Consider the following 26,425-nt stretch of genomic DNA (forward strand, 5'->3'; position numbering starts at 1 on the left):
CGGATGGCCGCTCTCGCGGCCATCCTCCTCGCCCCCTCCTTGAGCTTCGCGCAGGAGGAGACCGCTGAGACGCTGCCCGATTTCCCCGGCCGCGAAGAGACCTTCGGCTACTGCATCGCCTGCCATTCGATGACGGTCGTCGGCCGGCAGGGCATGGATCGCGCCCGCTGGGACGAGACGCTCCACTGGATGGCGGAAAAGCATGGCATGCCGGAACCCGATCCGGAGATGCGCAAGACCCTGCTCGATTATCTCGCCCAGGCCTTCCCGCCGAAGGCGCCGGCCCAGAACGGTGGCTGGGTCAATCCCTTCGCTCCGAAGCCATAGGATATCTCGTGATGAAATTCGCAGTCCTCGCCGGCGCCGCCCTGCTGGCGGCCGCCGTCCAGCCCGCCCGTGCCCAGGACGCCGCTGCCGGCGAGAAGGTCTTTGCCCAGTGCCGCGCCTGCCATCAGGTCGGCGAAACCGCCAAGAACCTGGTCGGCCCCGCGCTCAACGGCGTCATCGGCCAGAAGGCCGGCGCGCATGAAGGCTACAACTACAGCGCGGCGATGAAGGCCTCGGGCCTGGTCTGGGACGAGGCGACTTTCGCCGAATACATCCAGAACCCGCGCGCCAAGGTCGCTGGCACGAAGATGATCTATGCCGGTCTCAAGGACGAGAAGCGCGTCGCCGACCTGCTGGCCTATCTCAAGCAGTTCGACGCTGCCGGCAAGAAGGCTGAGTGACGACGTTCCGGTGCCGGACCTCGTGAAATGGTCCGGCTGCTCTTGCTCAGAGACAGTCGGCAATGGCGTCGAACTGTGCCCGCAAAGCCCGACCGGAGGCAGGAAAACGGCCTTCCAGCGCGGCCGTGCCGATGGTGAAGCCGGCGGCTCGGCAGCGATGGATCGCTGCGATCTGCTCGGGACGCTCGATCGAGCCGGCGACGAGGACGGGCTTGTCCGTCGCAGCGCAGACCGCCGCGATCAGCGCTTCCGCATCCGTATTCGAGCGGTAGGCCAGCAGATCGAGCCCATCGACGCCGTCCCGATTGGCGATGGCACGGGCGCTGCCGGCGATCTCGGCGACGGAGCCTTCCAGAATGCTCGGGTGCCCTGAAACACGCCCGGCGAAAGGGTAGTAGCGGATGCCGGTGCCGCGCAGCAGCGGCAGCACGTCTTCGGCATGGGTCCCACCGAGCAGGTTGTCGACACCGAGATCGATGGCTGCTCTCACCGAGGCGATTTCGCTGACGCGATCGAGCGAGACGACTTCGAGATAGCTCGTTGCGCCGCCGGCCTTGATCAGGCGGTGGACGGTCCGGAGTTCGGCGAAGGGCAGACCGATATCCTTGAAGCCGATATGGCGGATGCCGGCCGCCAGCGCGGTCGCGACATGGTCGATGGCGTCCGGCACCGTCCGGTCATGGCGCGTGAGCATGAAGATGAAGTCGAGCCGGGTCATGGCTTCCTCACGGAGCTGAGCCTTCAGGCATGCCACAGGTTTCGAGCGGAGAGGAGGCCTGCTCCTCGCCCTCTGCTCAGGCCATCACCAGCCCGCCATCGACATGGAGCACCTGCCCGGTGACGAAGCGGCTCCAGTCGCTGGCAAGGAAAAGCACCGGGCCAGCGACATCCTCCGGCGTCGCGATGCGGCGCAAGGGCGTCTGCGCGATCAGCATCTCCCGCACCTCTTCCGGCGTCGTCGCGCTCGCCTGCGTCGGATAGACCAGCCCCGGCGCGACGCAGTTGACACGGATACCGAGCGGGCCGAGCTCGGCCGCGAGATTGCGGCTGAAGCCGACCAGTGCCGCCTTGGCGGTGGTGTAGTCGTGATAGGGAATGCTCGGCCGCGTCACCAGATCGCTGGCGAGATTGATGATGGCCCCGCCGCTGCGGCGCTGGAGCAGCGGCAGCATCGCGCGGCTCACCGTATAGGCTGCCTTCACCGCGCCCTCGAATTGCTGTTCGTAGGCCTCCCAGGGCGTCTGCCAGAAGCGGGTGCGGTTGTCCGGGTCGAAGCGATAGGGCGCGAAGGCGTTGTTGACGACGACGTCGAGCCGCCCGACCTCCTCCGCGATGCGCGTCGCCATGGCCGCGACCGGATCAGTGGACGTGACGTCTGCCGCGATCGCCAGCGCCTCGCCGCCGAGCGCGCGGCATTCCGCGACGACAGCCTCGGCCGCCGCCTCGTTCGTCCGGTAGTTGACGATGACGATCCCGCCCTCGGTGGCGAAGGCCTTCGCGATCGCAGCCCCGATGCCGCGGCTCGCGCCGGTGACGAGGATGGCCCGGTCGCGGAATTTCATGGCGCGCCATCCTTCGCGGGGATCAGGTCGCTCTTCACGATGGCCGTCATGTCGATCTGGCGGGCGGTGAGCCCAAGGCTGCGGAAGGTGTCGGCGCCCTTCTGCAAGGCATCGAGGTCGAAGCGGCCGAGCCCTTCGCGCGCCGTCGTCGAAGAGACGCTCGACGCATTGCGCAGCTTGATGATCTCGAGGTTCACGGCCTCGTCGCGGCCGTTGATGGCACGGGTGACGGCGATGCGCGCGGCCTCTTCGGGCTCGGCGATCATCCAGGCGGCGGAATCGCGATAGGCGGCCAGGAAGCGCTTCAGCAGCGGCTTGTTCTGCTCGTAATAGCTTTCCTTCACGACGAAGATGTCGCTCGGCAGGTTGAGCTGATCGCGGACCTCGATGACGTTGGCCTCGGCCAGACCCTTGGCGCGGGCGACGAGTAGGCCGGTATCGGTCGCGGCGGTGGCGTCGACCTGGCCTTGCATCAGCGGCGCGAAATTGAGCAGGCCGGTCGGCTGGATGGTGACGTCCTTCTCGCCGAGGCCGACCTGATGCAGCAGCACGAGCAGGTTCTGGTAGGTGCCGCTGGCGAGGCTATAGACGCCGATGCGCTTGCCCTTGAGATCGGCGGCGGAGCGGATGCCGCTGCTCTTCAGCGCGACGACGTTGAAGACGTTCTGCGGATAGATGTTGTAGATCGCGACGAGCTTCTCGCCTTTGTCGAGCGCGAGATAGAGCGCAGCCGGATCGGTGAAGGCGATGTCGGCCTGGCCCGCGAGCATGTTCTGCAAGGCCGCGCCGCCGCCATTGCCGGGGACATAGTCGAGCGCGATGCCCTTCGCCTTGAAGAAGCCCTTGTCCGGCTCGGCCAGCAGGTTGGTGATCTCGCTGATCGGCTGGCTCCAGCCGGCGACGGTGACCTTGTCGAGCGATTGAGCCGTCGCGGGCGCCGCGACGAGGCAGGAGAGGGCAAGCATGAGGAAGGCGCGCAGCGCAGACATGGGGATCAGCCTTTCGAGAAGCGGTGCAGGACGCGACGCTCGATCAGGCGCACGGCCTCGTAGAGCAGCATTCCAAGGGCGGTGATGACGATGAAGAGCGCGAAGATCAGGCTCGAATCCATTACGCTCTGTGCGGCGATGATCGAGGCGCCGAGCCCGATGCGCCCGCCGATGAACTCGCCGACGACCGCGCCGACCAAGGCCAGCACGACCGCGACGCGCAGGCCCGCCATGATCACGGGCAATGCCGACGGCAGCTTGAGCCGCAGCAGCGTCTGGAGGCGGCCGGCGCCGAGCATGCGGAAGAGCTCGCGCCTGGAAGCATCGACCTCGCTGATCCCCGTCAGCGTGTTCTCCATCAGCGGGAAGAAGCAGATCAGTGCGGTGATGACGACGGTCGGCGTCATGCCGAAGCCGAACCAGATGATGAAGAGCGGCCCGAGTGCGAGCTTGGGCACGAGCTGGCTTGCCAGCACATAGGGGCGCAGCAGGCGGCTGAGCGCCGGGAATTCCGCCAGCAGGATGCCGACACCAAGTCCGACGACGGCGCCGATGCCGAGACCGAGCGCCATCTCGGCGGCGGTCATCGCCAGATGCGGCCAGAGCCTGCCGGTCGCGATCTCGCTCCACAGCGTCGCGAGCACGCTGGACGGCGCAGGCAGGACGAGCGGCGACAAGCCACCGAGCCGGCACCAGGCCTCCCAGCCGGCGAGCAGGGCGACGAGCAGCAGGAGAGAGGGCAGGCGCGCGATCATGCCGCCGGCCTCCGATTGACGGCCGCCGCGCCGTCCATGGCGTCGCGCAAGCCGCGGCAGGCGGCGATGAAGCCGGGCGCATAGCGCATGTCGCGATGGCGCGGGCGGACGAGCTCGATCCGGCGCACATGCGTCACGCGGCCGGCCGCCATCACCGCGACTTTGTCGGCGAGATAGACGGCCTCGCCGATATCATGCGTGACGAAGAGTGCGGTCGTGCCGTTGAGCGCGCAGAGGCGCAGCAGGTCGTCCTGCAATTCCTCGCGCGTCAGGGCATCGAGCGCAGCGAAGGGCTCGTCGAGCAGCAGCAGATCGGGATTGCCGACCAGAGCGCGGGCGACCGCGACGCGGCTCTGCTGGCCGCCGGACAGTTCGGCCGGGCGGCGCGTGGCGAAATCCGCGAGGCCGACACGCTCCAGCAGGTCGAGCGCGGCATCCTTGTCGGCGATGGTGGGGCGGCGCTTCAGCGAGATCGGCAGCAGCACGTTGTCCAGCGCGCTCAGCCAGTCGAGCAGGGTCGGCGCCTGGAAGACGAAGCCGGCGTGTGGGCTCGGCCCGGCCAGTGCCTCGCCGCCGATGCGGATCGCGCCTTCGCTCGGCATCAGCAGGCCGGCTGCAAGCTTGAGCAAGGTGGTCTTGCCGCAGCCGCTGCGGCCGAGCAGGCAATGGATCTCGCCGCGCGGGATCGTCCAGTCGATCGCATCGACAACGGCTGGGCCGGTCGCGTCGTAGCGATAACTGGTACGTTCGATCGTGACGAAACCGGTTTTGGTGGGGTCAGTCGACATAGGGCGCAAACCCCTCTGCCGCGGCTTCCGCCGATTGCTCGATCTCGGTGAAGGTGACGAGGTCGAGCAGGCTGAAGCGCCCGTCATGGTGCCAGCCCGCCTCCGGCGCGGTCATGCGGCCGAGTGGGGCGATGCGGCTGACACCGATTGCGCCAAGCTGTTCGGAAAGCCGGAACAGCCGCTCGGGCGAGGCTGCGATGCCGGCGGTCTGCAGGAAGCTGCGACAGGGGGCGACGAGGGCAGGGACATTGTCGAGGCTGTCGATCGCGACCAGCTTGAGCGTGCGGTTCAGGCCGGTCGGGCTCAGGGCTTCCGGCGTCTCGACATGGGCGACGCTCCAACTATCGGACAGCTCGCCGAGAAGTTCGGCGGTGCCATCCATCGCGCGCGCCTCCTGCGCGCCGCGCCATGCCGCGATCGACGCCGCTTCGCCCTGCGACAAGGCACGGCGCGGATGGCGGGAGGAGAGGGTCGCCAGTTCCTGCGCGACATGGCGCGCGAACTCGGCCGGGCTGACCCGCCCGCCCCGCTCGACGAAGAGCATCTGCGGCGAGTAGCAGCCCTGCTGTTCGTAGCGGGCCACATCATGCGCCGCGAGCCTGGCCAGCGCAGGCGCCTTGCGGCTGTCGAGCGCTTCGCACGCCACAACACCGAAGCCGATCTTGTGGCCATGCGGCAGGAAGCGCGTGGTGATCGGCAGCTTCGCGCGCAGCGCCGTCAAGGTTTCGTTGCCGCCATAGGCCATGACGGTATCGGCCTCGCGCAGGAAGATCGGCTCGGCCGCCGCCTCGCCGCCCTTCCACCAGGTGATGGCGAGGCATTCGCCGATTTCGGGGTCGATCTCTGCGAGCAGGCTCGCGAACCAGCCCGCCGTCAGCGGCTCGGCCGAGGCGAGCTTGCCGATGCTGCCGGCCTTGACCAGCAAGCCGCAGATCAGGCTCCAGAGCGAGAGCGCCGGCACGTTGCCGGCCCAGACGTGCAGCAGCAGTTCAGGGCCGTGGGCGCGCAGATAACCGCCCTTGGGCGTCGGCTGGAAGCCGTCGAGCATGACGGGATTGGCGAAATCCTCGGCCAGGAAGCGCAGGAGCTGGGGCTTGCGGAAGGTCTTGAGATAGCCGGTCAGGCCGAGCCGGACGGTCTCGCGGTCATAGCCGGTGACGATCGGTAGGAGATGCTCGGCCTTGCGGCGCAGCGGGTGTTGGCGGTCGAGCAGGCGCGCGATGGCGGCGTCGATCGCGGCGACGATGCGGGCCGTCTCCATCCGCTTCAGCCGGGCGCGGGCGCTGTCGCGGACATGCGCGCAGAGCGTTGCCGCCTGCGCTTCGTCCAGCTCGGGCAGCGCGATGGTCGCGCTCTCGCCCCAGGCGCTTTGGCTGACCTCGCGCCAGCGCAGCGCCTCGCGGTTCAGGCCCGGCAGATGGCCCGCATGCTCGATCACCTGGGTCAGCCTCGTGCTGCCGCGAGGAATTCGGCGACGGCGACCGAGCAGCCCTTCGAGGCCTCGCCATCGACGCGGCCGAGCAGCTTGAATCCGCCGGGCACGATCTCGCCGGCATCCTCGGTCAGGATTGCCGCGACGCAATTGAAATGGGCGAGGTCGTTATGGACGATCACGCCGCGCTGGCCGTCCGGCAGGTCCGCCCTGGTGAGGGGATCGACGACGCGGCTGCGGATCCAATGCGGGCCGGATTTCACGGAGGGGCAGACGGCGTTGCCGTCGTCATAGAGCTGCGAGCTGAGCTCGGTCATCCCGTACATGTTGATGCAGGACGCGCGCGGCACGCCGAAAGCGGCGCTGAGCCCGTCATAGAATTCGTCGGGCCCGAGTTCGCGCGACTGGCCCTTGAAGCCGCCGGTATCGAGGATGCGGCTGCCCTCCGGCAGGGCGAAGCGTCGGCCGCTCGCCGCGAGCGCGTCCAGCACGGGCACGAAGGAATAGCTCGCGCCGAGCAGGGCATAGGGCTCACCGCTTGTCTCAGCCTGCTCCAGTGCCGACAGAAGACCGTCGAGATCGAGCCCGGCGGCATCGATGAAGGTCTCGGAATCCGCCGTGCCGCATTCGCGCTTGGCGAGCGAGAGATAGGTGGCGAGCGAGGAATTCGGCAGCTCCGCCTCGTCGGGGAAGAGGATGCCCATGCGGATGCGCTCGCGGCCCTGCATGAAGCGCGCGCGGAAATTGACCAGCATCGAGCGCTTCCAGACGTCGAGCGTCGGATGGTAGCTGCGACCGCGGATGCCTTGCGTGGTGCCGCTGGTCATGAAGACGCGTTCGGCGGCTTCCGGCGGGCTGCAGCTCAGCGTCAGGTCCTTGAAGGCGGTGATCGGCACGGCCGGGATGTCGCGCCAGCGCTTCACGGAAAGAGGCGTGCGGCCGCGCTGCAGGCAGAAGCGCTTATAGGGCTCGTTGTTGCGGAACTGATAGGCGAAGACCTTGAGCGCCATCGCCTCGAACTCGGCTTCCGACGCATCGGGAAGCGCGATGAATGCCAGGAGCGCCGCGATGATCTCGGCTTGCGTCACTTGAAGCCACTCCGTTCGGACGCGCACGGCGAAGCCGGGGCGTCGATCGCTGGAGGATCACGAGCGCAAGCTGGAATCAGGGCCTCAAGGCCGCATGTCCCGCATCCCTACGCCGGTATGATCCGGATCAGGTTCGGAGGGTCACCGCGTTGCTTAAGGCTCGAAAGCCCAGCCGGCGGAATCTCAGCCTCCTAGCGAGGCCCCCCTGGGAACGGGAGCAGATGACGAGCGGCGGGCCTTGCTGTCAAGCGATAACGGAGCGGGGCGGGTATCCGTAAGGGGCTTGCCGAGAGAGCCCGGCATCTCCCGCTCAGCCGGCGATATCCCGGGCCATCCGCATGAGATACTGGCCGTAATCGCCCTTGGCGAGCTTCTCGCCGAGCCGTGTCAGCTGTGCCGTCGAGATCCAGCCCTGTCGTGCCGCGATCTCTTCGGGGCAGGCGATGCGCAGGCCCTGGCGGCTTTCGAGGGTCCGGACGAACTCGCCGGCTTCCAGCAGGCTGTCGGGCGTGCCGGTATCGAGCCAGGCGAAGCCGCGGCCCATCGATTCCACCGAGAGCTGGCCGCGCTCCAGATAGATCCGGTTGACGTCGGTGATTTCGAGCTCGCCGCGCGCCGAGGGCTTCAGCGACCGGGCGATCTCGACCACCTCGGCATCGTAGAAGTAAAGGCCGGTGACGGCCCAGCTCGACTTGGGAACCTCAGGCTTTTCCTCGATCGAAACCGCCTTGCCGGTCTGGTCGAAGGCGACGACGCCGTAACGCTCGGGATCGCGGACATGGTAGGCGAAGACCGTGGCGCCCTGCTCGCGCGCCTTGGCCCGCGCCATCATCGCGGGCAGGGAATGGCCATAGAACAGGTTGTCGCCGAGAACGAGGGCGGAGGGCTCGCCGGCGACGAAATCGGCGCCGATCAGGTAGGCCTGCGCCAGCCCGCCGGGATGCGGCTGCTCGGCATAGGTCAGGCTCATGCCCCAGTCCGAGCCGTCGCCGAGCAGGCGCTTGAAATGCGGCAGGTCGTGCGGCGTCGAGATGATCAGGACGTCGCGGATGCCGGCGAGCATCAGCGTCGAGAGCGGGTAGTAGATCATCGGCTTGTCGTAGACGGGCAGGAGCTGCTTCGACATCGCCAGCGTCATCGGGTGCAGCCGGGTGCCGGAACCGCCGGCCAGGATGATGCCTTTCATCGTTACCTCTGGTCCTTGGCCTGATCTTCGAGAAGTCGTGCGACGCAAGGCCGGAGCGAGCTTTGCCATTCCGGCAGCCGCACCTCATGGGCGAGCGCGAGCTTGCTGCAATCGAGCCGGGAATTGGCGGGCCGGCGCGCCGGCGTCGGATAATCGGCCGTGGCGATGCGCCCGACCCTGACCGGTGCGCCGCCATGCCGTTCGCGCTCGGCGAAGATCGCCTCGGCGACATCGGCCCAGACGGCCTCGCCCGCCGCGCTCATGTGGAACACGCCGCGCAGGTCCGCATCATCCGCCCGCGCAGTCAGGTTGCGCGCCACGGTGAAGATCGCATCGGCGATGTCGAGCGCGCTGGTCGGGCATCCCGCCTGGTCGGCGACGACGCCGACCTCGTCGCGCGTTTCGGCGAGGCGCAGCATCGTCTTGACGAAGTTCTTGCCGAAGGGGCTGTAGATCCAGGCCGTGCGCAGGATGGCGTGGTTGCCGGTCGCCGCCGCGACCGCCCGCTCGCCCGCGAGCTTGCTCGCGCCATAGGCCGAGATCGGGCCGGTCGCATCGTCTTCGCGATAGGGCCGGTCGAGCGCACCGTCGAAGACATAGTCGGTCGAGAGCTGGATCATGGGGATGCCCAACGCCGCTGCAGCACGCGCCGCTTCGCCGGCAGCCTCGCCGTTGACGCGCATGGCGAGTTCGGGCTCGCTCTCGGCCTGATCCACGGCGGTATAGGCGGCCGTGTTGACGATCACGTCGGGCCTCGCCGAACGCAGGGCCGGCGCGACTGTCTTCGGGACGGCCAGATCAAGGTCCGGTCGGCGCAGCGCGATGACCTCGACGCCGACGGGCACGCGCTCCAGCATGGCGCAGACGACCTGGCCGGTCCAACCGGTGACGGCGATGCGAAGTGTCATCAGTCGAAATACCGCAGCATCTCGGCGAGGCGCGGATGCTTGCGGTCCTTGTCGGAGAGGGTGAGGCCCGAGAGCGGCAGGCGCCAGTCGATGCCGAGCGCCGGGTCGTCGAAGGCAAGGCCGTGATCGTTCGCGGGCGCGTAAGGAGCGGTGACCTTGTAGAGTACCTCGGTATCCGGCTCGAGCGTGACGAAGCCATGGGCGAAGCCGATGGGGACGAGGAGCTGCCTCCAGTTCTCGACGGAGAGCTCAACCGCGACATGCTTGCCGAAGCTGGGCGATGAGGCCCGGATATCGACGGCGACATCGAGGATGCGCCCGCGCGTGACCCGCACCAGCTTGTCTTGCGCGAAAGGCGCCGACTGGAAATGCAGGCCGCGCAGCGTTCCGACCGGGGCCGACAGAGACTGATTGTCCTGAACGAAATCGAGATCGAGCCCGGCCTCGGCAAAGGCGTTGCGGCTCCAGGTTTCCGAGAAGAAACCGCGATGGTCGCCGAACTTCTTCGGCGTGATGATCTTGACGGCGGGGATCGCCGTGTCTTCGACGTTCAGCATGTTTTCCCCCGCTCAGGCCGCGCCGAGGCGTTCGCCGCGATAGGTGCCGGAACGGATGTCGCCCCACCATGTCGGATTGGCGAGATACCATTCGACCGTGCGGCGCAGGCCCGTCTCAAAGGTCTCCTTCGGTGTCCAGTCAAGCTCGCGGCCGATCTTGCCGGCGTCGATCGCATAGCGTGCATCATGGCCCGGTCGGTCGGTGACATAGCTGATCAGACGTTCGCGCGGACCCTTCGAGTCGGGTCGGAGTTCGTCGAGGAGGGCGCAGATGGTCTTCACCACCTCGATATTGGTCTTCTCGTTATGGCCGCCGATATTGTAGCTCTCGCCCAGCTTACCGGTGGTCGCGACGGTGATTAGCGCATCGGCATGGTCGTCGACATAGAGCCAGTCGCGCACATTGAGCCCGTTACCGTAAACCGGCAGCTTCTTGCCCTCGAGCGCGTTGATGATCATCAGCGGGATCAGCTTCTCGGGGAAATGATAGGGCCCGTAATTGTTCGAGCAATTGGTCATCACCACCGGAAGGCCATAGGTGTGGTGCCAGGCCCGGACAAGATGGTCGGAAGCGGCCTTGGAGGCCGAATAGGGCGAGTTCGGCTGATAGGCGGTGTCCTCGCGGAAGAAGCCGTCAGCACCCAGCGAGCCGAAGACCTCGTCGGTCGAGATATGGTGGAAGCGGAAGCGCCCCTTGCGATCTTCCGGCAGCTCCCGGAAATGGCGCAGCGTCTCCTGCAGCAGCGTGAACGAGCCGACGATATTGGTCTCGATGAAGGCGGCCGGTCCGTCGATCGAGCGGTCGACATGGCTCTCGGCGGCGAGATGCATGACGATATCGGGCTGGAAATCGGCGAAGATCGTCTTCATCCGCTCCCCGTCGCCGATATCGGCCTGCTCGAAGCGGTAGCGGTTGCTGCCGGAGACCGGCTCCAGCGAGGCGAGGTTGCCGGCATAGGTCAGCTTGTCGACGACGCAGACCTCATGCTCCGTCTCGCCGATCAGCTTGCGCACCACCGCCGAGCCGATGAAGCCGGCGCCGCCGGTCACGAGAAATCTCAAAGGCATAAAAGGTAATCCTGGCGGCCGTGATCGCGAAGGTGCGGAGAATGAGCGGACGAGGCGCACGCGCCCGGATCGGCGGTTCTGGCCGTCGGTCTCAACTCATACCCCCCTTTCACCTTGCGGCCCTATCATGAACTGCCTTTGCGCGACAGCGAAACGCCCGAACCGCGGCGAAACAAAGGCCCCTTATGGTTAGGGGGCGGAGCCTGTAGTGCGGGAGAAAATAGCCGCGACGGCGCTTACGCCCGTTCCAGCGCCACTGCGATACCCTGGCCGACGCCGATGCACATGGTGGCGAGCGCGCGCTTCTTGCCGGTCAGGGACAGTTCGAGCGCGGCCGTGCCGGTGATGCGGGCACCGGACATGCCGAGCGGATGGCCGAGCGCGATCGCGCCGCCATTCGGGTTCACATGCGCCCCGTCCTCGGCGATGCCGAGTTCGCGCAGCACCGCGATGCCCTGCGAGGCGAAGGCCTCGTTCAGCTCGACGATGTCGAAATCGGTGGGCTTCAGGCCAAGCCGCTCGCAGAGCTTGCGCGTCGCCGGGATCGGGCCGAGGCCCATGACGCGCGGCGCGATGCCGCCGGTCGCTCCGCCGAGCACGCGTGCGATCGGCGTCAGCCCGTATCGTGCCGCGGCCTTCTCTGAGGCGATGATCAGCGCCGCCGCGCCGTCATTGACGCCGGACGCATTGCCGGCCGTGACGGTGCCGCCCTCCTTGCGGAAGGGCGTGCCGAGCTTGGCGAGCTTCTCCAGCGTGGTGTCGCCGCGTGGGTGCTCGTCGATCTCGACGCGGATCGGATCGCCCTTGCGCTGCGGGATCAGCACCGGGACGATCTCCTTGTCGAGACGGCCGTTCTGCTGCGCCGCGACGGCCTTCAGTTGCGAGCGCAGCGCGAAGGCGTCCTGGTCGGCGCGGCTGATATGGCAGTCGGCGGCGACGTTCTCGCCGGTCTCCGGCATGGAATCGATGCCGTACTGCGCCTTCATCAGCGGGTTGACGAAGCGCCAGCCGATGGTGGTGTCGTGGATCTCGGCATGGCGCGAGAAGGCGCTGTCGGCCTTGGGCATGACGAAGGGCGCGCGCGACATGCTCTCGACGCCGCCGGCGATCATCAGCTCGGCCTCGCCCGCCTTGATCGCGCGCGCGGCTGCGATGACCGCGTCCATCCCGGAGCCGCAGAGCCGGTTGATCGTCGTGCCCGGCACCTCCTTGGGCAGGCCGGCGAGCAGCAGAGACATGCGCGCGACATTGCGGTTGTCTTCGCCCGCCTGGTTGGCGCAGCCGAAGATCACATCGTCCACGGCGCCGAAATCGACTTGCGGATGACGCTCGACCAGGGCCTTCAGCGGCACCGCGCCGAGATCGTCCGCACGGACGGAGGAGAGCGAGCCGCCGAACCGGCCGATCGGCGTGCGGACATAGGCGCAGATGAAGGCTTCGGTCATGTCACGGATCCTGCTGTCTCGAAGGCGGTTTGGTCAGGCGCGGCTTCGAATGGCTTTGCCGGTCTGGCGGATGGGCTGCAAGTCGTCACTCAGCGCGTTTGCGCCGCTGCGAAAGCGAGATTCTCGGCGAGCAGGGCTTCGGCCGCTGCCGGCGCCGGGGCCTCGACATAGACGCGCAGTTCCGGAGCGTTGCCCGAGGCCCGGAAATGCACCGTCGCGCCATTGCCGAGCGTCAGGCGCAGCCCGTCCCGGCGATCGCGCGCCGCGACCCCGCCATGGGCCGCGAAAGCCGTGTCGCGGAAACCGGAATCCTCGGCGTCGAGCCGGGCGATCAGGGCGGTGGTCCTGTCCTGCGGGACCTCCTGAAGGCGGTTCGACAGGGCGATGGCGAAGCGGGCTTCCGCCGCAATGGCGCTCAACGGCTTTTGCGCGGTGCGCGCCAGCGCGAGCGTCGCCACGATCGGCAGCATGGCGTCGCGCGTCGGCAGGGCGGCAAGCCGCCGGCCGTCCCGCACGACCTCCGAACCGAGCAGGACGCCGCCATTCGCCTCGAAACCGATGACGGTCCTGGCACCTTCTGCCTGAGCCTGCGCCATGCCCGCGATCACATAGGGCGAGCCGACGCGGGTGCGCACGACCCTCGCGAACGATCCGGGACGGTCCAGCGCCGAGTTCGACGTGACCGGCGTCACGATCGCATCCGCGCCGAGGAAGCGCGCGGTGAGCGCGCCGACGAGGTCGCCGCGCAGGAAGCGGCCGGTTTCGTCGGCGACCAGCGGACGGTCGGCGTCGCCATCGGTCGAGACGATCGCGTCGAGCCTGCGCTCGCCGGCCCAGCGCCGGGCCAGTTCTTCATCCTCCGGACGGAGCGCCTCGGTATCGACGGGGATGAAGCTGTCGCTGCGCCCCAGCACGATCGGCGTGGCTCCAAGCGCCGACAACACGTCGCAGATGACGTCGCGGCCGACGGAGGAATGCTGGTAGACGCCGACGGTGAGGCCTTCCAGGGCGCGCCCGAAGAAATCGACATAGCGGGCGCGATAGCCGGAGACGACGTCGCGCCGCTGCGGTTCGGCCGAGACGTCCGGAGCAGCCGTCAGTGCCAGCGCTTCATGATGGGCGAGGATGCGCGCTTCGTCCGCCTTGTCGATTTCGCCCTGGGCGCGGTAGAATTTCAGGCCGTTCCGGTCATCGGGAATATGACTGCCGGTCACCATCACGGCCGGGCTTCCGGCGGCCATCGCCGCCTGTGCCAGGGCAGGCGTCGGCACGGCGCCGCAATCCACCGGCTCAAGCCCGGCATCGGCGATGGCTTGCGCGCATTGCGCCGCGATGAGCGGGCTCGACGATCGCAGGTCGCGGCCGATCAGGACTTCCCCGCGCGCTCCGGCCGCCCTGTCCTCCTGCAGCATGGCGCAGAAGGCGCGGACATGGGCATAGGTCGGCAGGCCGACCAGCTCCGTGACGAGGCCGCGCAGGCCGGAGGTGCCGAATTTCAGGCTGGTCATGCCGGGTGGTCCGTCGATATCAGGTTCGGGCGCATGCCTTGCCGGGTCCGCGGAGGCGCGCCCGCTTCGATGCGCTCCGAAGCGGGAACATGTCAAATTCCGGTGCCTTATCGTGGTGCAGGATGGGCTGCCTGCCGATACAGGGGCATCTGCGCAGTGGCGGTATGACCGGCCGAAAGGGCCGCCATCCCGCGGTTTCCCTGAATTGGCCGGCGAGAACCCGGTTTTGGTTTTGCAACGATTGCACTATGCCAAAGCGACAACGGCGCCTCCCGGGCTGCCGGGAGCGCTTGATACAAGGAGCAAACGATGAAGATCGTGATGGTGGGCTCGGGCTATGTCGGGCTCGTCTCCGGCGCCTGCTTTGCCGATTTCGGCCATGAGGTCGTCTGCGTTGACAAGCTGGAGAGCAAGGTTTCGGCGCTGAAGCGCGGCGAGATCCCGATCTTCGAGCCCGGCCTGTCGGATCTGGTGCGCAGCAACGCGGCGGCGGGGCGGCTGTCCTTCACGACGGATCTCGCCGGCCCGGTCGCGGGTGCGGATGCGGTCTTCATCGCGGTCGGCACGCCCTCGCGCCGCGGCGACGGCTTCGCCGACCTGTCCTATGTCTACGCCGCGACCCGCGAGATCGCCGGGGCGATCAGCGGCTACACGGTGATCGTGACCAAGTCGACGGTGCCGGTCGGCACTGGCGACGAGGTCGAGCGCATCATCCGCGAGCTCCGGCCCGATGCCGATTTCGCCGTCGTCTCCAACCCGGAATTCCTGCGCGAGGGCGCGGCGATCGAGGATTTCAAGCGGCCGGACCGTATCGTCGTCGGCACGGATGACGAGCGCGCTCGCGCCGTGATGGCCGATATCTACCGGCCGCTCTATCTCAACAACGCGCCGATCCTGAACACCGGCCGGCGCACGGCGGAACTGACGAAATACGCGGCCAACGCCTTCCTGGCGACGAAGATCACCTTCATCAACGAGATCGCCGATCTCTGCGAGCAGGTCGGCGCCAATGTCCAGGACGTTGCCCGCGGCATGGGGCTCGACAACCGTATCGGCGGCAAGTTCCTGCATGCCGGGCCGGGCTATGGTGGCTCCTGCTTCCCGAAGGACACGCTGGCGCTGATCAAGACGGCGCAGGATCACGGCACGCCTTCGCGCATCGTCGAGACGGTGGCGGCGGTGAACGAGCAGCGCAAGCGCGCGATGGGGCGCAAGGTGGTCGCGGCCTGCGGCGGTTCGGTGCGGGGCAAGACGATCGCGGTGCTCGGTCTCACCTTCAAGCCGAATACCGACGACATGCGCGATGCACCCTCGATCGCGGTGGTCACCGCCCTGATGGACGGCGGCGCCACGATCCGCGCCTACGACCCGGAGGGCATGGAGCAGGCGAAGGCTGTGCTGCCGGCGGGCGTCACCTATTGCCGCGACGCCTATGAATGCGTGGCGGGCGCCGACGCGGCGGTCATCGTGACCGAATGGAACATCTTCCGCGCACTCGACCTCGACCGAGTCAAGGCAGCGATGGCGGCGCCGGTTCTCGTCGACCTCCGCAACGTCTATCGCGCCGAGCAGGTGCGTGAGAAGGGCTTCACCTATGTCGATGTCGGCCGCGGCATCGCCGCGCCGGAGGGCAGGGAAGCCGAAAGCGCGGCTTGAGTCCGGCGGCAAGCTTGCCGAAAGCCATCAATTCGATCGCATGTCCTTGAAGACGAGCGCGGTATTGAGCCCGCCGAATGCGAAGGAATTCGACATGGCGACCGGGATCGGCATCGCACGGCCCTGATGAGGGATGCAGTCGATGTCGCATTCCGGGTCCGCTGCGTCAAAATTGGCGGTCGGCGGGGCGATGCCGTTCTCGATCGCCATGATCGTCGCAATCGCCTCGAAGGCTCCGGCGGCGCCTAGCGCGTGGCCGGTCACGCCCTTGATCGATGATGTCGGGGGCACGGGCCGGTCGCCGAACAGGCGCTTCAGCGCCTGCGTCTCGGCACGGTCATTCGCGCGGGTCCCGGTGCCGTGGGCATTGATATAGGCAACGTCGCCAGCCTGTAGCCCTGCATCGGCCAGCGCGAGGGACATGGCGCGCGTCATGCCGTCGAGATTGGGCGCGACAATGTCGCCTGCATCGGCGCTGAAGCCGAAGCCAGCGACCTCGATCTTGGGAATGAGCCCGCGGTCGCGCGCATGGGCTTCCGTCTCCAATACGATGATGCCGGCACCTTCACCGAGCATGAGGCCGTCGCGGCCGAGGGCAAACGGCCGGCAGGCGGTACGCGACATGATCTTCATGGCGTCCCAGGCGAGCAGGGTTCCGGCCGAGAGCGGGGCTTCCGTACCACCGGCAATGACAATATCGACAAGGCCGGCGCGCAGGAACTGCATGGCCGTGCCGATAGCGTGGCTGGACGACGCGCAGGCGCTTGACGTCACAAAGCAGGGCCCGGTTGCGCCCGATGTCATCGATACCCAGCTGGCGGAAGAACTCACCATCACCTTGGCCACAGTCATCGGGTGCGGTCGCTTGTTCTGGGTATAGAGCCGGGCATATTGTTCATCGGTGCTGCATTGCCCGCCGGCGGAATTCCCGAGGATGACGCCGACGCGCTCGGGGCGCGGCAAGCCTGCGTCCAGGCCGGCGGTTGTCAGGGCCTGGCGCGCCGCTGCGACGGCGAACAGCGCGTTGCGGTCACAAGCCGATGGAGAAAGGCCCAGCCCCTCCATGAAGCTTTGGCCTTGGACTTCCGCGACGCGAATGCCCTTGCCCGGCAAGGCCGAGGCTTCCTTGAAATTCCCGCTTCCGGTCAGCAGAGACTGCCAGAAGCTGCCCGTGTCGTTGCCGATTGGCGAAGCGATGCCGAGGCCTGAAACGACGATACGCGTCATGCCGCCTGCTTGTTTGCCAACAGCTTTAGGATTTCGTGGTAGAGCTCGCCGATCGTCTTCACGTCGTTGACGTTGTTATTGGCATTGTAGTCGATCTCGATGTCGAAATGATCTTCAAGTTTGAATATCATCTCGACGAAATCATAAGAGTTGAAGCCGGTGTCCTCCAGCAAGGTCTCCGGTCCCCAAGTCGCGCTCGTGATTTTTCCGGAATCGCGCGATGAATTTTGCTCGATAACCTGCTTCAGCATCCCGATCAAAAAATCGAGCGTGAGCCTGGGTGTCTCGCCTGTCATGACTGAACGGTCTCCTCATCGGACATGAGCTGCCACACCCTTGCTTAGCTTTGCTGAGACCGTAAACCACTCATAGCGATGCCGGCCGCTTGACGACAATATCGTCGTCTCTGCTCCATACAACACGATGCCAGGAGTGCAGGCAGCGACGCAGCGCGGGCCAAAGTGGCTGACGGCGGCTGATTTCGAGGTCGTTCAGCCAAGTCCCGAGATGCCTGCGCCACATTTGCTCTCCGATCCCTGATAAGGCGGACTACCTCGATCTTGAACTCACACCCAAACTGTCTTCGCTGCATAAGCCACCGCCAGTTTCATGAAACACCTGATCTCGGTGCCCACGGAAACCGGCAGCGGGCCGAAGTTTCAGAGTGTCGCCGGCAAGCGGGTGGACCGGCACGCAGGCGCTTATGGCTGGGCCGGCTCAGAGCCGAGATAGCTGAGTTCCGCCTGGGCGAGCGCGATCCGCCCTTCGATCGCGCCTTCCTCGGTGCGGACATGGAATTCCACGGGGTGTTCCGGTTTCGTGACGGAGAAGGTGAAATGGGCCGCAAAAATCCCTTCCTTGCGCGGCCGCAGCCGTGCCTCGCCCAGAACATCCGGCCCGTATGCCGTCATCTTGAGCGGCAACCCGACGGCCTCCTTGGTGAAGCCGAGGGTCAGTTTGGCTCGCCACCTTCCTTCGGCGAGGTGAAAATAGGGACCGTAATACAGGATGCGTGATCCGCCGGTGGCGTCGGTCACGAGCGGAGCCTCTTCGTTCGGCCGATCCCCCGCGAAGAAGACGCGGTGCGGCCAGATCGACTTCAGGGGAACGCTGGCGTCACGCAGATGCGCGATGCCATTCTCCAGGACGAGCGTGACGATGCCTTCCTCTGCTTCCGTCAAAGAGGAGGCCGGCGCGGAGCTGGTCGGTATCGGACCCGCGGATGCTAGAACACCGGCAAAATTGGCAGGCAGAGGCCAATCGATGTGGCTGGCGATGAGCTGCGTCGCCAGCTCGGCCGAAGGGAGCGCGGCAGCGTTGAGGAAGAGCGCCCGCTTCTGCGGTTGGCAGTCACCGATCATGGCGACGCTGGCGCCGACCGTCCGCACGGCGTCGAGCAGTTTCGGCTGCCGTTGCCGCTGAAAGCTGACGGCTTCCAGGCTGTCGGCGGTGAAGACGATGAGGCGCGTTTGCGGCCTCCGCGCCGCTTCGCGCAGCGAGCGTGAGGGGAATTGCGAACAGATGATTTCGTTGGCGTCCGGGTCGTCTTCGAACACATCGCCGCGATCGATCCAGCGCAACTCTGCTGCGGGCCGGGTTGCCTTCGCGAGCCTGCGCATGACGTCGAAGCCCCAGGCGGAGAATGCGCTCGGGACGCCGAGAACGATGACGGTCATATCGGGGAACTCACCGGGAGACGGAGCGCGCTGCTTGTCGGTTCACAAGGTCGCATAAATCGAACAGGCAAGGTCGAGATCGTAGAAGACGCGGCCGCGCCCCTGCTTCAGAACCAATGCGGAGCTGCAGAATTCCTTGGCGAATTCCATGGAATGGATCGCCATCAGCATGGCCCGGCTCTTTCGCTTGACGAGGAGCTCATCGTGGCAGCGTTGCTGGAAGCGTCGATCGCCGACCAGGATGACCTCGTCGATGAGATAGCATTCGAAGTCGATCGCCAGCGAGAGAGCGAAAGCCAGGCGCGCCCTCATCCCGTCCGAATAGAAGCGGACCTGGGTGAAGAGCTGGCTGCCGAGTTCCGTGAAATCGGCAACGTATTCGATGGTGTCCTTGAGGGGAGCGCCGTAAAGCGCGGAGATGAAGCGGCAGGCGTCGTAGCCGGTCATCTGCCCTTCGAAACCGCCCCCGATGGCCAGCGGCCACGACATGTTCAAGCCGCGATGGATCGTGCCATGCGTCGGCCGCTCGACACCCGCGAGGATCTTGATCAGCGTCGACTTGCCGGCGCCGTTGCGGCCCAGGATCGCCATCCGCTCGCCGACGCCGACGCTGAACGATATTCCGTCCAGCACGCGCCGGGGTCCGTGTTCGGTATGAAATTCCTTGACGATGTTGTCGGCGCGCACTGCGCGCTCGATGCGTGCCTGCGGGGCGGCATCGGGCCGAGACGAAGCGGCGGTGGGCGGCATCGCCTCAATCCTCGCGCTGGCGGAGGTAATTGCCCAGCGAGCGTCCAATCGAATAGACCGAAAAGCTGAGCAGGAAAATGATGCCGATCCAGAGCAGGCGTTTCGGCTGGCTCGGGTAGTCGGCGGCGTGCGGTTCCACGACGCGTTCGAGATAGAGTTGCTGGCGTTGCGATTCGATGCGGGCGTTTTCGAGGGAGACGAGAGCAGAGGCGAGCGCCCGGTCCGCGAATTCGCGCTCGAGAACCAGGCGCTCGTAATCCGCGATGATCGGGGCCAAGGCCTGAGCCGAGCCGCCGATCTGCCGCTTCTCCTCGATGATCTGTTGTTCGATCGCCTGGATGCGGTTGCGAAGATTCGCGATCTGCGGCCCCTGAGGCGAATTCCGTTGCGCTTCGGCGAGCTGGGCGTTGAGCTGCGCGACCTCGAAAGACAGCTTTCCGATCGTCTCCAGGAGGTTCTGGGAGGATTTCGCCGGATCGACCGTTCCGGCTTTCATCCGGAAGGCTGTAAGTTCCTCCCGCCTGTCGAACGCGCGGGCCTTGGCTGTTTCCACTTCGCGTTCGGCGGCGCTTATCGTGTCGGCTCGGGCGCGCTCGTTTAGCCGGTTGATCAGCGCCTCCGCCCCTTCGAGGAGGACCTGAGCCATCTTCACGGAATCGTCGGGCCTGAAACTCTGCACCATCAAGGTGCTGATGCCGGTGCTGCTGTCCGGTTTGATCGAAACGAAGTCCAGATAGCGGTCGAAGAGCTTTTCCCGCAGGTCCCTGGAGAGCCATCCCGGGAAGCGCCAGAACGGATCACCTTCCGGTCTTGACAGGATGGCGCGCAGATCCGCCTTCTGCACGAGCAGTTCGACGGCGTCGCGAGACTGTACGAACTGATGGACGGCACTGGCCTCGTCGGGCGCGCGCTCCGTTCCCGTCGCCGGCATCATACCCGCCAACTGACCGAGGCCCGACCGGCTGGGGCTTCGAACCACGAACTGCGCCTCGGAGGTGTAGCGGTCCGCTACGATCAATCCGAAATAGAGAACGGCCAGAAGGCATGGCAGAGCAAATGTGACGAGGATCAGCGCATGCCGGCGCAGCGCGACCAGCCAGCCCGGTAGAGGCTTCCGCAAAGGCAAGTCGACACCGGTTTCGTTGACTCGCAGGGGAACGAGTTCAACATAATCAGTGACATTTTCCTCTATTATACCTTGGGACATCGTCGTCTTCTGATCTCGACACTTGGATGCTAGATAGCAGGCTGGCCACTCGATAGGAATGGCGAACCGGGAGTTGCCGCTGCCATGGGTATATATCTGCGATGAGTTCATCTTCGAGAACCGGCCAGGATGATATGGTACCGGCATGAGGCAGCGCTTCGAGAAGATCTCTCGCCGGTTGCGCCCGGTCGTCCATGTGGCGCGGCCTCTCGCGGCCAAACACTTTCGCCTGCCGCTGCCCGGAACGGCCGACGACGTGGGGACGGTGCCGGATGCCGCGTCGCGGCCCCGCCGCACCATCCGTCTCAGCTGGAGCCACGCCGCGTTTCTGCTGCTTGTCGCGTTGCCGACGCTGGTCTCGGCGCTTTATTTCGGCCTGATCGCCACGGATCGGTTCGTTTCCGAATCCACATTCGTGGTTCGCTCGGCCAAGGCGCCGTTGTCCGGCGGGCTCGGTGGGCTCTTGCAGATCGTTGGCATCACCCGGTCACAGGACGACAGCTATTCCGTGCAGGAATATCTTCTGTCGCGTGATGCGGTGACTGCGCTCTCGCAGCGCTTGCCGTTGCGAGAGATGTTCAACCGCCCGGGCGCGGATTTTGTCGCGCGATATCCCAATCTGATTCGCGGGCCCAGCGAGGAAGAACTGTTCCAATACTACAAGTCGCGCGTGACCGTCGTCCACGGCGCGACGACCGGTCTGACGACCCTGAGCGTGGAGGCGTTCCGCCCTGAAGATTCTGTCGAGATCAACCGGACGTTGCTCGGCTTGGGCGAAGCGGTGGTCAATCGGATGAACGAACGGATTCGCGCCGATGCCATCCGCTTCGCGGAAACGGAGGTCAAGCGGGGCGAGGAACGACTGGTCGAGACTCAGATCGCGATTACGGAATTCCGAAATCGCGAGTTGATGTTCGACCCGTCGCAAAATTCGCTCTTCATTGCCGAGCTCATCGGCCGCCTGTCGAGCGAACTCGCCGCCGTGACGGCGCAACTCCGGGAAATCGAGGCTTCGTCCCCGAATTCTCCTCAGATTTCCGGCCTGCAACGCCGGATAGGAGCTCTCGAAGGGCAGATCACGCTGGAGCGCCGGCGCGTGTCGAATGCTTCGGACGGCTTGGCGGAGAAGGTCGCCGGCTATGAAAGGCTCAACCTTCAGCGTGAATTTGCGGTCAAGGCGCTCGCTTCCGCCATGAGCAGCCTCGAAGTCGCCCGAAACGAGGCGCGTCGCCAGCAGCTCTATCTCGAGCGCGTGGTGGAACCCCATGTCGCAGACTTCGCCGAGCGGCCGCATCGATTGCGAGGCGTGTTGTTGACCTTCGCCGGGAGCTTGCTCCTGTTCTTCGTGGGCTGGCTGCTCTTCGCCGGTGTTCGCGAGCACGCGATCAAGATGAAATAGGCTGCGGGTTTGCCGCACGGGGGCGGCTGGGCGCGACGTCTGGCTTTCTGCAGGTATCCGGCATTCGTCGGTATGGACACTGCGTCCGATGCGGGCGGCCGGCTCTCAGCCGGTTCCTTGGCATTTTAGTAATCATGTTTACCGAAGCCGCGGCCGTCGTAACCGGTCGGCGATGCGATGAGACCACACTCCTCGGCGAATGGCCCCCCGTCGCCCCAGCTTGGTTTTCAAATCGGGCGATCAATGGTAGTCGGCGGGGAGTGTAGGAGATGGGATCGGTGCGGGTTGGGATAGTCGCGATTTTGTCCGCCATGGTGCTGGCGGGCTGTTCTAATTTGCCCGCCAGTGGTCCGTCCACCGCCGATATCGTCTCCCGGCAGGGCGAGGACGTAAATCCCGGCTTCGAGCTGGTCGATCTGGCGCCGACTTCGCTGGTCGCGATCAATGGCCGCTCGGATCAAAGTTTTAGCGGAAGCTTTGGCGACCGGAGCGGAGCGACCGAGACCCGGATTGGAATCGGCGACTTTCTCGCGGTGACGATTTGGGAAGCCGGCGCCGGCGGCCTCTTCTCCGCGCCGCTGACGACAGATCGCTTCACGCCGGGATCGCGTACGGCGACGATTCCCGAACAGGCCGTCGCCCGTGACGGCACGATTTCCGTGCCCTATGCCGGGCGCGTCAGCGTGGCTGGCAAGACCAGCGCTCAGGTTGAGGCCGCGATCCAGGAACGGCTTGCCGGCAAGGCGATCCAGCCGCAGGTTCTGGTGACGCTGAGCCGGGCGATCAGCAGCTCGGTCGCCGTCACTGGCGAGGTGGCATCGGGCGGCCGCATTCCTCTGTCTAACAAGGGCGACCGTGTCCTCGAGGTGATCGCTGCCGCCGGTGGTATCCGCGCGCCCGTCAACGAGACGGAAGTCCGGTTGACGCGCGGCTCGCGCACACTCGCGGTGCCGATGATCACGATCGTCAACAACCCGCGGGAGAACATCTACCTGCGCGGCGGCGATACGTTGACGCTGGTGCGCAACCCGCAGACTTTCATCGCGGCCGGTGCAACCGGTCAGAATACCGAGATTCCTTTCAACGCCGACGCCATGAACCTGGCGCAGGCAATCGCGAAGGCAGGCGGTCTGCTCGACTTCCGGGCGGACCCGCAGGGCGTGTTCCTGTACCGGTTCGAAACCGCGGAGACGCTGCGGCGGATCAAGCCGGATAGTCCGCTTCTCGGCCAGGGGCGCCGCCTGATTCCGGTCGTCTATCGCGTGAATCTGCGGGATCCCAACGGGCTCTTCGTGGCGCAGGGGTTGCGGATGCAGCGGGGCGATATCCTCTACGTCTCGAACGCACCTCTGACCGATGTGCAGAAGGCCTTCTCCATCTTCCAGAGCCTGACTTCGCCCATCGTGCAGGGCACCAGCGTCGCCGCCAGGTTCTCATAGGCGAGACGAGGCGAAACATACGAGCGTCGCCATTGCACGACGCTCGTCGAAGACAGCGCGGTGTTTGGACGAAGAAGCGGAACGTGAACCAGCTCCAGAGGCTCGAGGAGGAGGCGGTCTTCCTGCTGCGGGAGACGGCCGCCCTGTTTCGGAACCCGGTCATGCTCTATTCGATCGGCAAGGATTCGACGGTCCTCGCCCATCTTGCTGCCAAGGCGTTCTGGCCCGCGAAGCCACCGTTTCCGCTGCTCCACATCGATACGACATGGAAGTTCCGCGAGATGATCGCGTTTCGCGATCGGTTCGCCGCGGCCTTGGGTTTCGACCTGAGGGTGCACATCAATCGGGACGGGATCGCGCACGACGTCACGCCGTTCTCCGTCGACGCGAACACCTATACGCGCATCATGAAGACCGATGCGCTCAAGCAGGCCATGGAGCAGGGCGGTTTCGACGCGGCGATCGGCGGAGCGCGACGTGACGAGGAGAAGAGCCGCGCGAAGGAGCGCATGTTCTCATTGCGCAGCCCGCAGCATGGCTGGGAGCCACGCAGCCAGCGCCCGGAATTCTGGCGGCTGGCGAATCCGCATCTGCGGCCCGGCGAGACCATGCGGGTCTTCCCGCTGTCGAACTGGAGCGAGCGCGACATCTGGCGTTACACGCTCGCCGAAGGCCTTCCGATCGTACCTCTTTATCTGGCGCGCCCACGCCCCGTGGTGCGGCGAGGCGGCTCGTTGATCGTGGTGGATGACCAGCGCCTGCCGCTGGAGCCGGGCGAGATCCCCGAGATGCGTTCCGTCCGCTTCCGCTCCCTCGGCTGCTATCCGCTCTGTGGAGCCGTCGAATCGCCGGCCGCGACTGTCGCCGAGGTGGTCGCGGCGCTGGATGCGGCCACGACTTCCGAGCGGCAGGGCCGGCTGATCGACGGCGCGGGCTCCGCCTCGATGGAAGCCAAGAAGCGGGAGGGCTATTTTTGAACCCCGTTTCCGCAGCCTACCACGCCGTCTTCGGTGAGACCGAACACGGTTTGCCCACCGCCCGCCCGCCGGCGCTGCGCATTCTGGCCTGCGGAGCGGTCGATGATGGCAAGTCGACCCTGATCGGGCGCCTGCTTTATGAATCGGGTGCCGTTCCCGACGACCAGCGCGTGGCTCTTGCGGCGGATTCCCGCCGCTACGGTACCGCCGATGGCGAGATCGACTTCGCCCTGCTCACGGATGGGCTGGAAGCCGAGCGCGAGCGTAACATCACGATCGATGTCGCCTATCGCTACATGTCGACCGCGAGGCGCGATTTCATCATCGCCGACACGCCCGGCCACGAGCAATATACCGCCAACATGGCCACCGGAGCCTCGCAATGCGAGGTTGGGATCATCTTGGTCGATGCCGTTCGCGGCCTCCGGCCGCAGACCTTCAGGCATGCCGCGATCTGCAGCATTCTCGGCATCCGGCACGTCGTCCTGGCCGTCAACAAGATGGACGGCGTCGGCTTCTCGCAAGAGCGCCTGGGCCAGATCGTCGAGGCGTTCGCTCCGGCAGCGAAGCATCTGCAGCTCGATATGGTCGCGATTCCGATATCCGCCCGCCGCGGCGACAATGTCGTGAGCATCAGTGCCGCGATGCCCTGGTACCAGGGCGTCACGCTCCTGCAGTATCTCGAACAGCTCGAGGTCCCCCGGAGCGACGGCGAAGCGAGCTTGCGCCTGCCGATCCAGGGCATGAGCCGTACGCCGGAGGGCGAGCGCCTCTACACCGGCACGATCGCGGCGGGGGGGCTCTCCCTGGGCGACCGCGTCAAGGTTGCCGTGGGTGGCGCCGAGGCTGTCATCCAGCGCCTGATCGGCAGCGAAGGCCCTGTCGAGCGCGCCGAAGCGGGAACGGCCGTGGCCGTGACCCTGTCTCCGGAGATCGATCTCGGCCGTGGCGACCTGCTCTGGTCCGGACCGGGCGCCCCCGCTTGCTCGAGTCATTTTTCGGCCCATGTGGTCTGGTTCGCCGAGCAATCCCTGTTCGCCGGGCGGGATTACGAGTTGCGCCTCGGAACCCTGACGAGTCCGGTGACGGTGACCGCGATCCGGGGCAAGCTCGACATTATCAGCGGAGCCCGCATCGCGGCCACCGAGATCACGCGCGACGAGATCGCGATCTGCCACCTGGCGACGCCCGGGATGATCGCCTTCGACAGCTATGCCCAATGCCCGGCCACCGGCGGGTTCCTGCTGATCAACCGGGCGACGGGCGAGACCGTCGCGGCCGGTATGGTGCGCAATGCCCTCGACCGCGGCAGCAACCTCTTTGCGCAGGCTCTGACGATCGATCGCAAGGCGCGCGAGGATCTGCTCGGGCAGAAGGGCGCGGTGCTCTGGTTCACCGGCCTGTCCGGGGCGGGGAAATCGACCATTGCGGACGGTCTGGAACGCAGGCTGCATGCGAAGCGCAAGCTGACAATCCTGCTCGACGGCGACAATGTCCGCCTCGGGCTCAACCGCGATCTCGGCTTCACCGAGGGCGACCGTGTCGAGAACTTGCGCCGGGTCGCCGAAGTCGCGCGTTTGATGGTGGATGCGGGGCTGATCGTGCTGTGCAGCTTCATCTCGCCCTTCGCAGCCGATCGCGCCATGGTGCGCGAGCGCCTGGCCGGCACGCCGTTCTTCGAGATATTCGTCGATGCGCCGCTCGACATCTGCGAGCAGCGCGATCCCAAGGGCCTCTACGCCAAGGCCCGGCGTGGCGAGATTCGGAACTTCACAGGCCTCGATTCAGCCTACGAGCAGCCGAGCGCGCCGGACCTTCACCTCGATACCGGCCGATATGGAGCGGACGAGCTGGCCGATCGTATCGTGCGCCTCCTGATGGAGCAGGGTATCGCCACCTAGAGCCTGACTCGAAAAAGTCGGAACCGGTTTTTCGCATCCGGCTCCAGAGGCTGTTACGAGCCATGGAAGCAATTTGACCTTATCGGCAGAGCTTGCGCCTTTGCGCGGCTGCCGTATCGCTCTTCGTCTCACTCCGGAAGGTTTGCGTCCTTTGGCACCTTGGATTAGCACCAGACGTC

25 protein-coding genes and 1 riboswitch are annotated in these 26,425 nt (G+C 66.1%); of the genes, 7 read left to right on the top strand and 18 right to left on the bottom strand.

Annotation, left to right across the window (positions count from 1 at the left end):
- Positions 1 to 3: 3 nt before the first annotated feature.
- Positions 4 to 327, top strand: coding sequence for a hypothetical protein (locus tag FHT98_RS16810; RefSeq protein WP_142114693.1), 324 nt, complete (start codon positions 4 to 6; stop codon positions 325 to 327).
- A gap of 11 nt (positions 328 to 338) precedes the next feature.
- Positions 339 to 728: a c-type cytochrome gene (locus FHT98_RS16815; protein ID WP_142114694.1), complete on the top strand. Its 390-nt coding sequence runs from the start codon at positions 339 to 341 to the stop codon at positions 726 to 728.
- Positions 729 to 774: 46 nt separating this feature from the next.
- On the opposite strand, the gene FHT98_RS16820 is transcribed toward FHT98_RS16815, so the two are convergent.
- The 13 genes from FHT98_RS16820 to FHT98_RS16880 form a co-directional block, all read right to left on the bottom strand.
- Positions 775 to 1,446 carry a beta/alpha barrel domain-containing protein gene (locus FHT98_RS16820; RefSeq protein ID WP_142114695.1) on the bottom strand — a complete coding sequence of 224 codons (672 nt, stop codon included), beginning with the start codon at positions 1,444 to 1,446 and terminating at the stop codon, positions 775 to 777.
- Positions 1,447 to 1,522: 76 nt separating this feature from the next.
- A complete protein-coding gene (locus FHT98_RS16825) occupies positions 1,523 to 2,290 on the bottom strand; it encodes an SDR family oxidoreductase (protein ID WP_142114696.1) in 768 nt (255 codons plus the stop codon).
- Complete coding sequence (locus FHT98_RS16830) at positions 2,287 to 3,279, bottom strand: ABC transporter substrate-binding protein (RefSeq protein ID WP_142114697.1); 993 nt, start codon at positions 3,277 to 3,279, stop codon at positions 2,287 to 2,289. Before FHT98_RS16830 ends, FHT98_RS16825 begins: the two co-directional genes overlap by 4 nt.
- A gap of 5 nt (positions 3,280 to 3,284) precedes the next feature.
- Positions 3,285 to 4,034, bottom strand: coding sequence for an ABC transporter permease (locus FHT98_RS16835; protein WP_142114698.1), 750 nt, complete (start codon positions 4,032 to 4,034; stop codon positions 3,285 to 3,287).
- The gene (locus FHT98_RS16840; RefSeq protein ID WP_142114699.1) at positions 4,031 to 4,822 is read right to left on the bottom strand and encodes an ABC transporter ATP-binding protein; all 792 of its coding nucleotides are present in this window, start codon (positions 4,820 to 4,822) and stop codon (positions 4,031 to 4,033) included. The genes FHT98_RS16835 and FHT98_RS16840 overlap by 4 nt, the downstream gene beginning before the upstream one ends.
- Entirely contained in the window at positions 4,812 to 6,260 is a 1,449-nt protein-coding gene (locus FHT98_RS16845; protein WP_142114700.1) for an acyl-CoA reductase, read from the bottom strand. Before FHT98_RS16845 ends, FHT98_RS16840 begins: the two co-directional genes overlap by 11 nt.
- Positions 6,261 to 6,265: 5 nt before the next feature.
- On the bottom strand, positions 6,266 to 7,342 hold the full coding sequence (locus FHT98_RS16850; RefSeq protein ID WP_142114701.1) for a LuxE/PaaK family acyltransferase: 1,077 nt from the start codon (positions 7,340 to 7,342) through the stop codon (positions 6,266 to 6,268).
- Positions 7,343 to 7,428: 86 nt separating this feature from the next.
- Positions 7,429 to 7,559, bottom strand: a riboswitch (TPP riboswitch).
- 93 nt (positions 7,560 to 7,652) lie between these two features.
- On the bottom strand, positions 7,653 to 8,528 hold the full coding sequence (gene rfbA / locus FHT98_RS16855; protein ID WP_142114702.1) for a glucose-1-phosphate thymidylyltransferase RfbA: 876 nt from the start codon (positions 8,526 to 8,528) through the stop codon (positions 7,653 to 7,655).
- Between the two features lie 2 nt (positions 8,529 to 8,530).
- Positions 8,531 to 9,436: a dTDP-4-dehydrorhamnose reductase gene (rfbD, locus tag FHT98_RS16860; RefSeq protein WP_142114703.1), complete on the bottom strand. Its 906-nt coding sequence runs from the start codon at positions 9,434 to 9,436 to the stop codon at positions 8,531 to 8,533.
- Positions 9,436 to 9,993: a dTDP-4-dehydrorhamnose 3,5-epimerase gene (gene rfbC, locus FHT98_RS16865; protein WP_142114704.1), complete on the bottom strand. Its 558-nt coding sequence runs from the start codon at positions 9,991 to 9,993 to the stop codon at positions 9,436 to 9,438. Before rfbC ends, rfbD begins: the two co-directional genes overlap by 1 nt.
- A 12-nt stretch (positions 9,994 to 10,005) precedes the next feature.
- Entirely contained in the window at positions 10,006 to 11,061 is a 1,056-nt protein-coding gene (rfbB, locus tag FHT98_RS16870; protein WP_142114705.1) for a dTDP-glucose 4,6-dehydratase, read from the bottom strand.
- 236 nt (positions 11,062 to 11,297) lie between these two features.
- A complete protein-coding gene (gene pcaF / locus FHT98_RS16875; RefSeq protein WP_142114706.1) occupies positions 11,298 to 12,506 on the bottom strand; it encodes a 3-oxoadipyl-CoA thiolase in 1,209 nt (402 codons plus the stop codon).
- A gap of 89 nt (positions 12,507 to 12,595) precedes the next feature.
- Positions 12,596 to 14,014 (bottom strand): phosphohexomutase domain-containing protein, encoded by a 1,419-nt coding sequence (locus tag FHT98_RS16880; RefSeq protein ID WP_142114707.1) that lies wholly within the window; start codon positions 14,012 to 14,014, stop codon positions 12,596 to 12,598.
- Positions 14,015 to 14,323: 309 nt separating this feature from the next.
- Between FHT98_RS16880 and FHT98_RS16885 the strand changes: the two genes are divergently transcribed.
- Positions 14,324 to 15,670, top strand: coding sequence for a UDP-glucose dehydrogenase family protein (locus tag FHT98_RS16885; RefSeq protein ID WP_061968509.1), 1,347 nt, complete (start codon positions 14,324 to 14,326; stop codon positions 15,668 to 15,670).
- A gap of 27 nt (positions 15,671 to 15,697) precedes the next feature.
- Here FHT98_RS16885 and FHT98_RS16890 read toward each other — a convergent pair whose 3' ends face one another.
- The 5 genes from FHT98_RS16890 to FHT98_RS16910 all read right to left on the bottom strand — a co-directional run bounded on the left by FHT98_RS16890 (position 15,698) and on the right by FHT98_RS16910 (position 20,530).
- The gene (locus FHT98_RS16890; protein ID WP_142114708.1) at positions 15,698 to 16,897 is read right to left on the bottom strand and encodes a beta-ketoacyl-[acyl-carrier-protein] synthase family protein; all 1,200 of its coding nucleotides are present in this window, start codon (positions 16,895 to 16,897) and stop codon (positions 15,698 to 15,700) included.
- Positions 16,894 to 17,193, bottom strand: coding sequence for an acyl carrier protein (locus tag FHT98_RS16895; protein WP_142114709.1), 300 nt, complete (start codon positions 17,191 to 17,193; stop codon positions 16,894 to 16,896). Before FHT98_RS16895 ends, FHT98_RS16890 begins: the two co-directional genes overlap by 4 nt.
- 405 nt (positions 17,194 to 17,598) lie before the next feature.
- Positions 17,599 to 18,573, bottom strand: a complete 975-nt coding sequence (locus FHT98_RS16900; protein WP_142114710.1) for a hypothetical protein — start codon at positions 18,571 to 18,573, stop codon at positions 17,599 to 17,601.
- 42 nt (positions 18,574 to 18,615) lie between these two features.
- Positions 18,616 to 19,323, bottom strand: coding sequence for an ABC transporter ATP-binding protein (locus FHT98_RS16905; protein ID WP_142114711.1), 708 nt, complete (start codon positions 19,321 to 19,323; stop codon positions 18,616 to 18,618).
- Positions 19,324 to 19,327: 4 nt separating this feature from the next.
- Entirely contained in the window at positions 19,328 to 20,530 is a 1,203-nt protein-coding gene (locus FHT98_RS16910) for a KpsE/RkpR family capsule polysaccharide export protein (protein ID WP_185745189.1), read from the bottom strand.
- A 145-nt stretch (positions 20,531 to 20,675) separates the two neighbouring features.
- Between FHT98_RS16910 and FHT98_RS16915 the strand changes: the two genes are divergently transcribed.
- From FHT98_RS16915 to cysC, 4 genes are all read left to right on the top strand, one after another.
- Positions 20,676 to 21,929: a KpsE/RkpR family capsule polysaccharide export protein gene (locus FHT98_RS16915; RefSeq protein WP_185745190.1), complete on the top strand. Its 1,254-nt coding sequence runs from the start codon at positions 20,676 to 20,678 to the stop codon at positions 21,927 to 21,929.
- Between the two features lie 269 nt (positions 21,930 to 22,198).
- On the top strand, positions 22,199 to 23,368 hold the full coding sequence (locus FHT98_RS16920; protein ID WP_185745191.1) for a polysaccharide biosynthesis/export family protein: 1,170 nt from the start codon (positions 22,199 to 22,201) through the stop codon (positions 23,366 to 23,368).
- Positions 23,369 to 23,451: 83 nt separating this feature from the next.
- On the top strand, positions 23,452 to 24,345 hold the full coding sequence (gene cysD, locus FHT98_RS16925; RefSeq protein ID WP_248309240.1) for a sulfate adenylyltransferase subunit CysD: 894 nt from the start codon (positions 23,452 to 23,454) through the stop codon (positions 24,343 to 24,345).
- Positions 24,342 to 26,246 carry an adenylyl-sulfate kinase gene (cysC, locus tag FHT98_RS16930; RefSeq protein WP_248309241.1) on the top strand — a complete coding sequence of 635 codons (1,905 nt, stop codon included), beginning with the start codon at positions 24,342 to 24,344 and terminating at the stop codon, positions 26,244 to 26,246. The genes cysD and cysC overlap by 4 nt, the downstream gene beginning before the upstream one ends.
- The last annotated feature ends 179 nt before the right edge of the window (positions 26,247 to 26,425 follow it).

This window comes from Allobosea sp. AK1 (assembly GCF_006714945.1).
GTDB classification, from domain to species: domain Bacteria; phylum Pseudomonadota; class Alphaproteobacteria; order Rhizobiales; family Beijerinckiaceae; genus Allobosea; species Allobosea robiniae.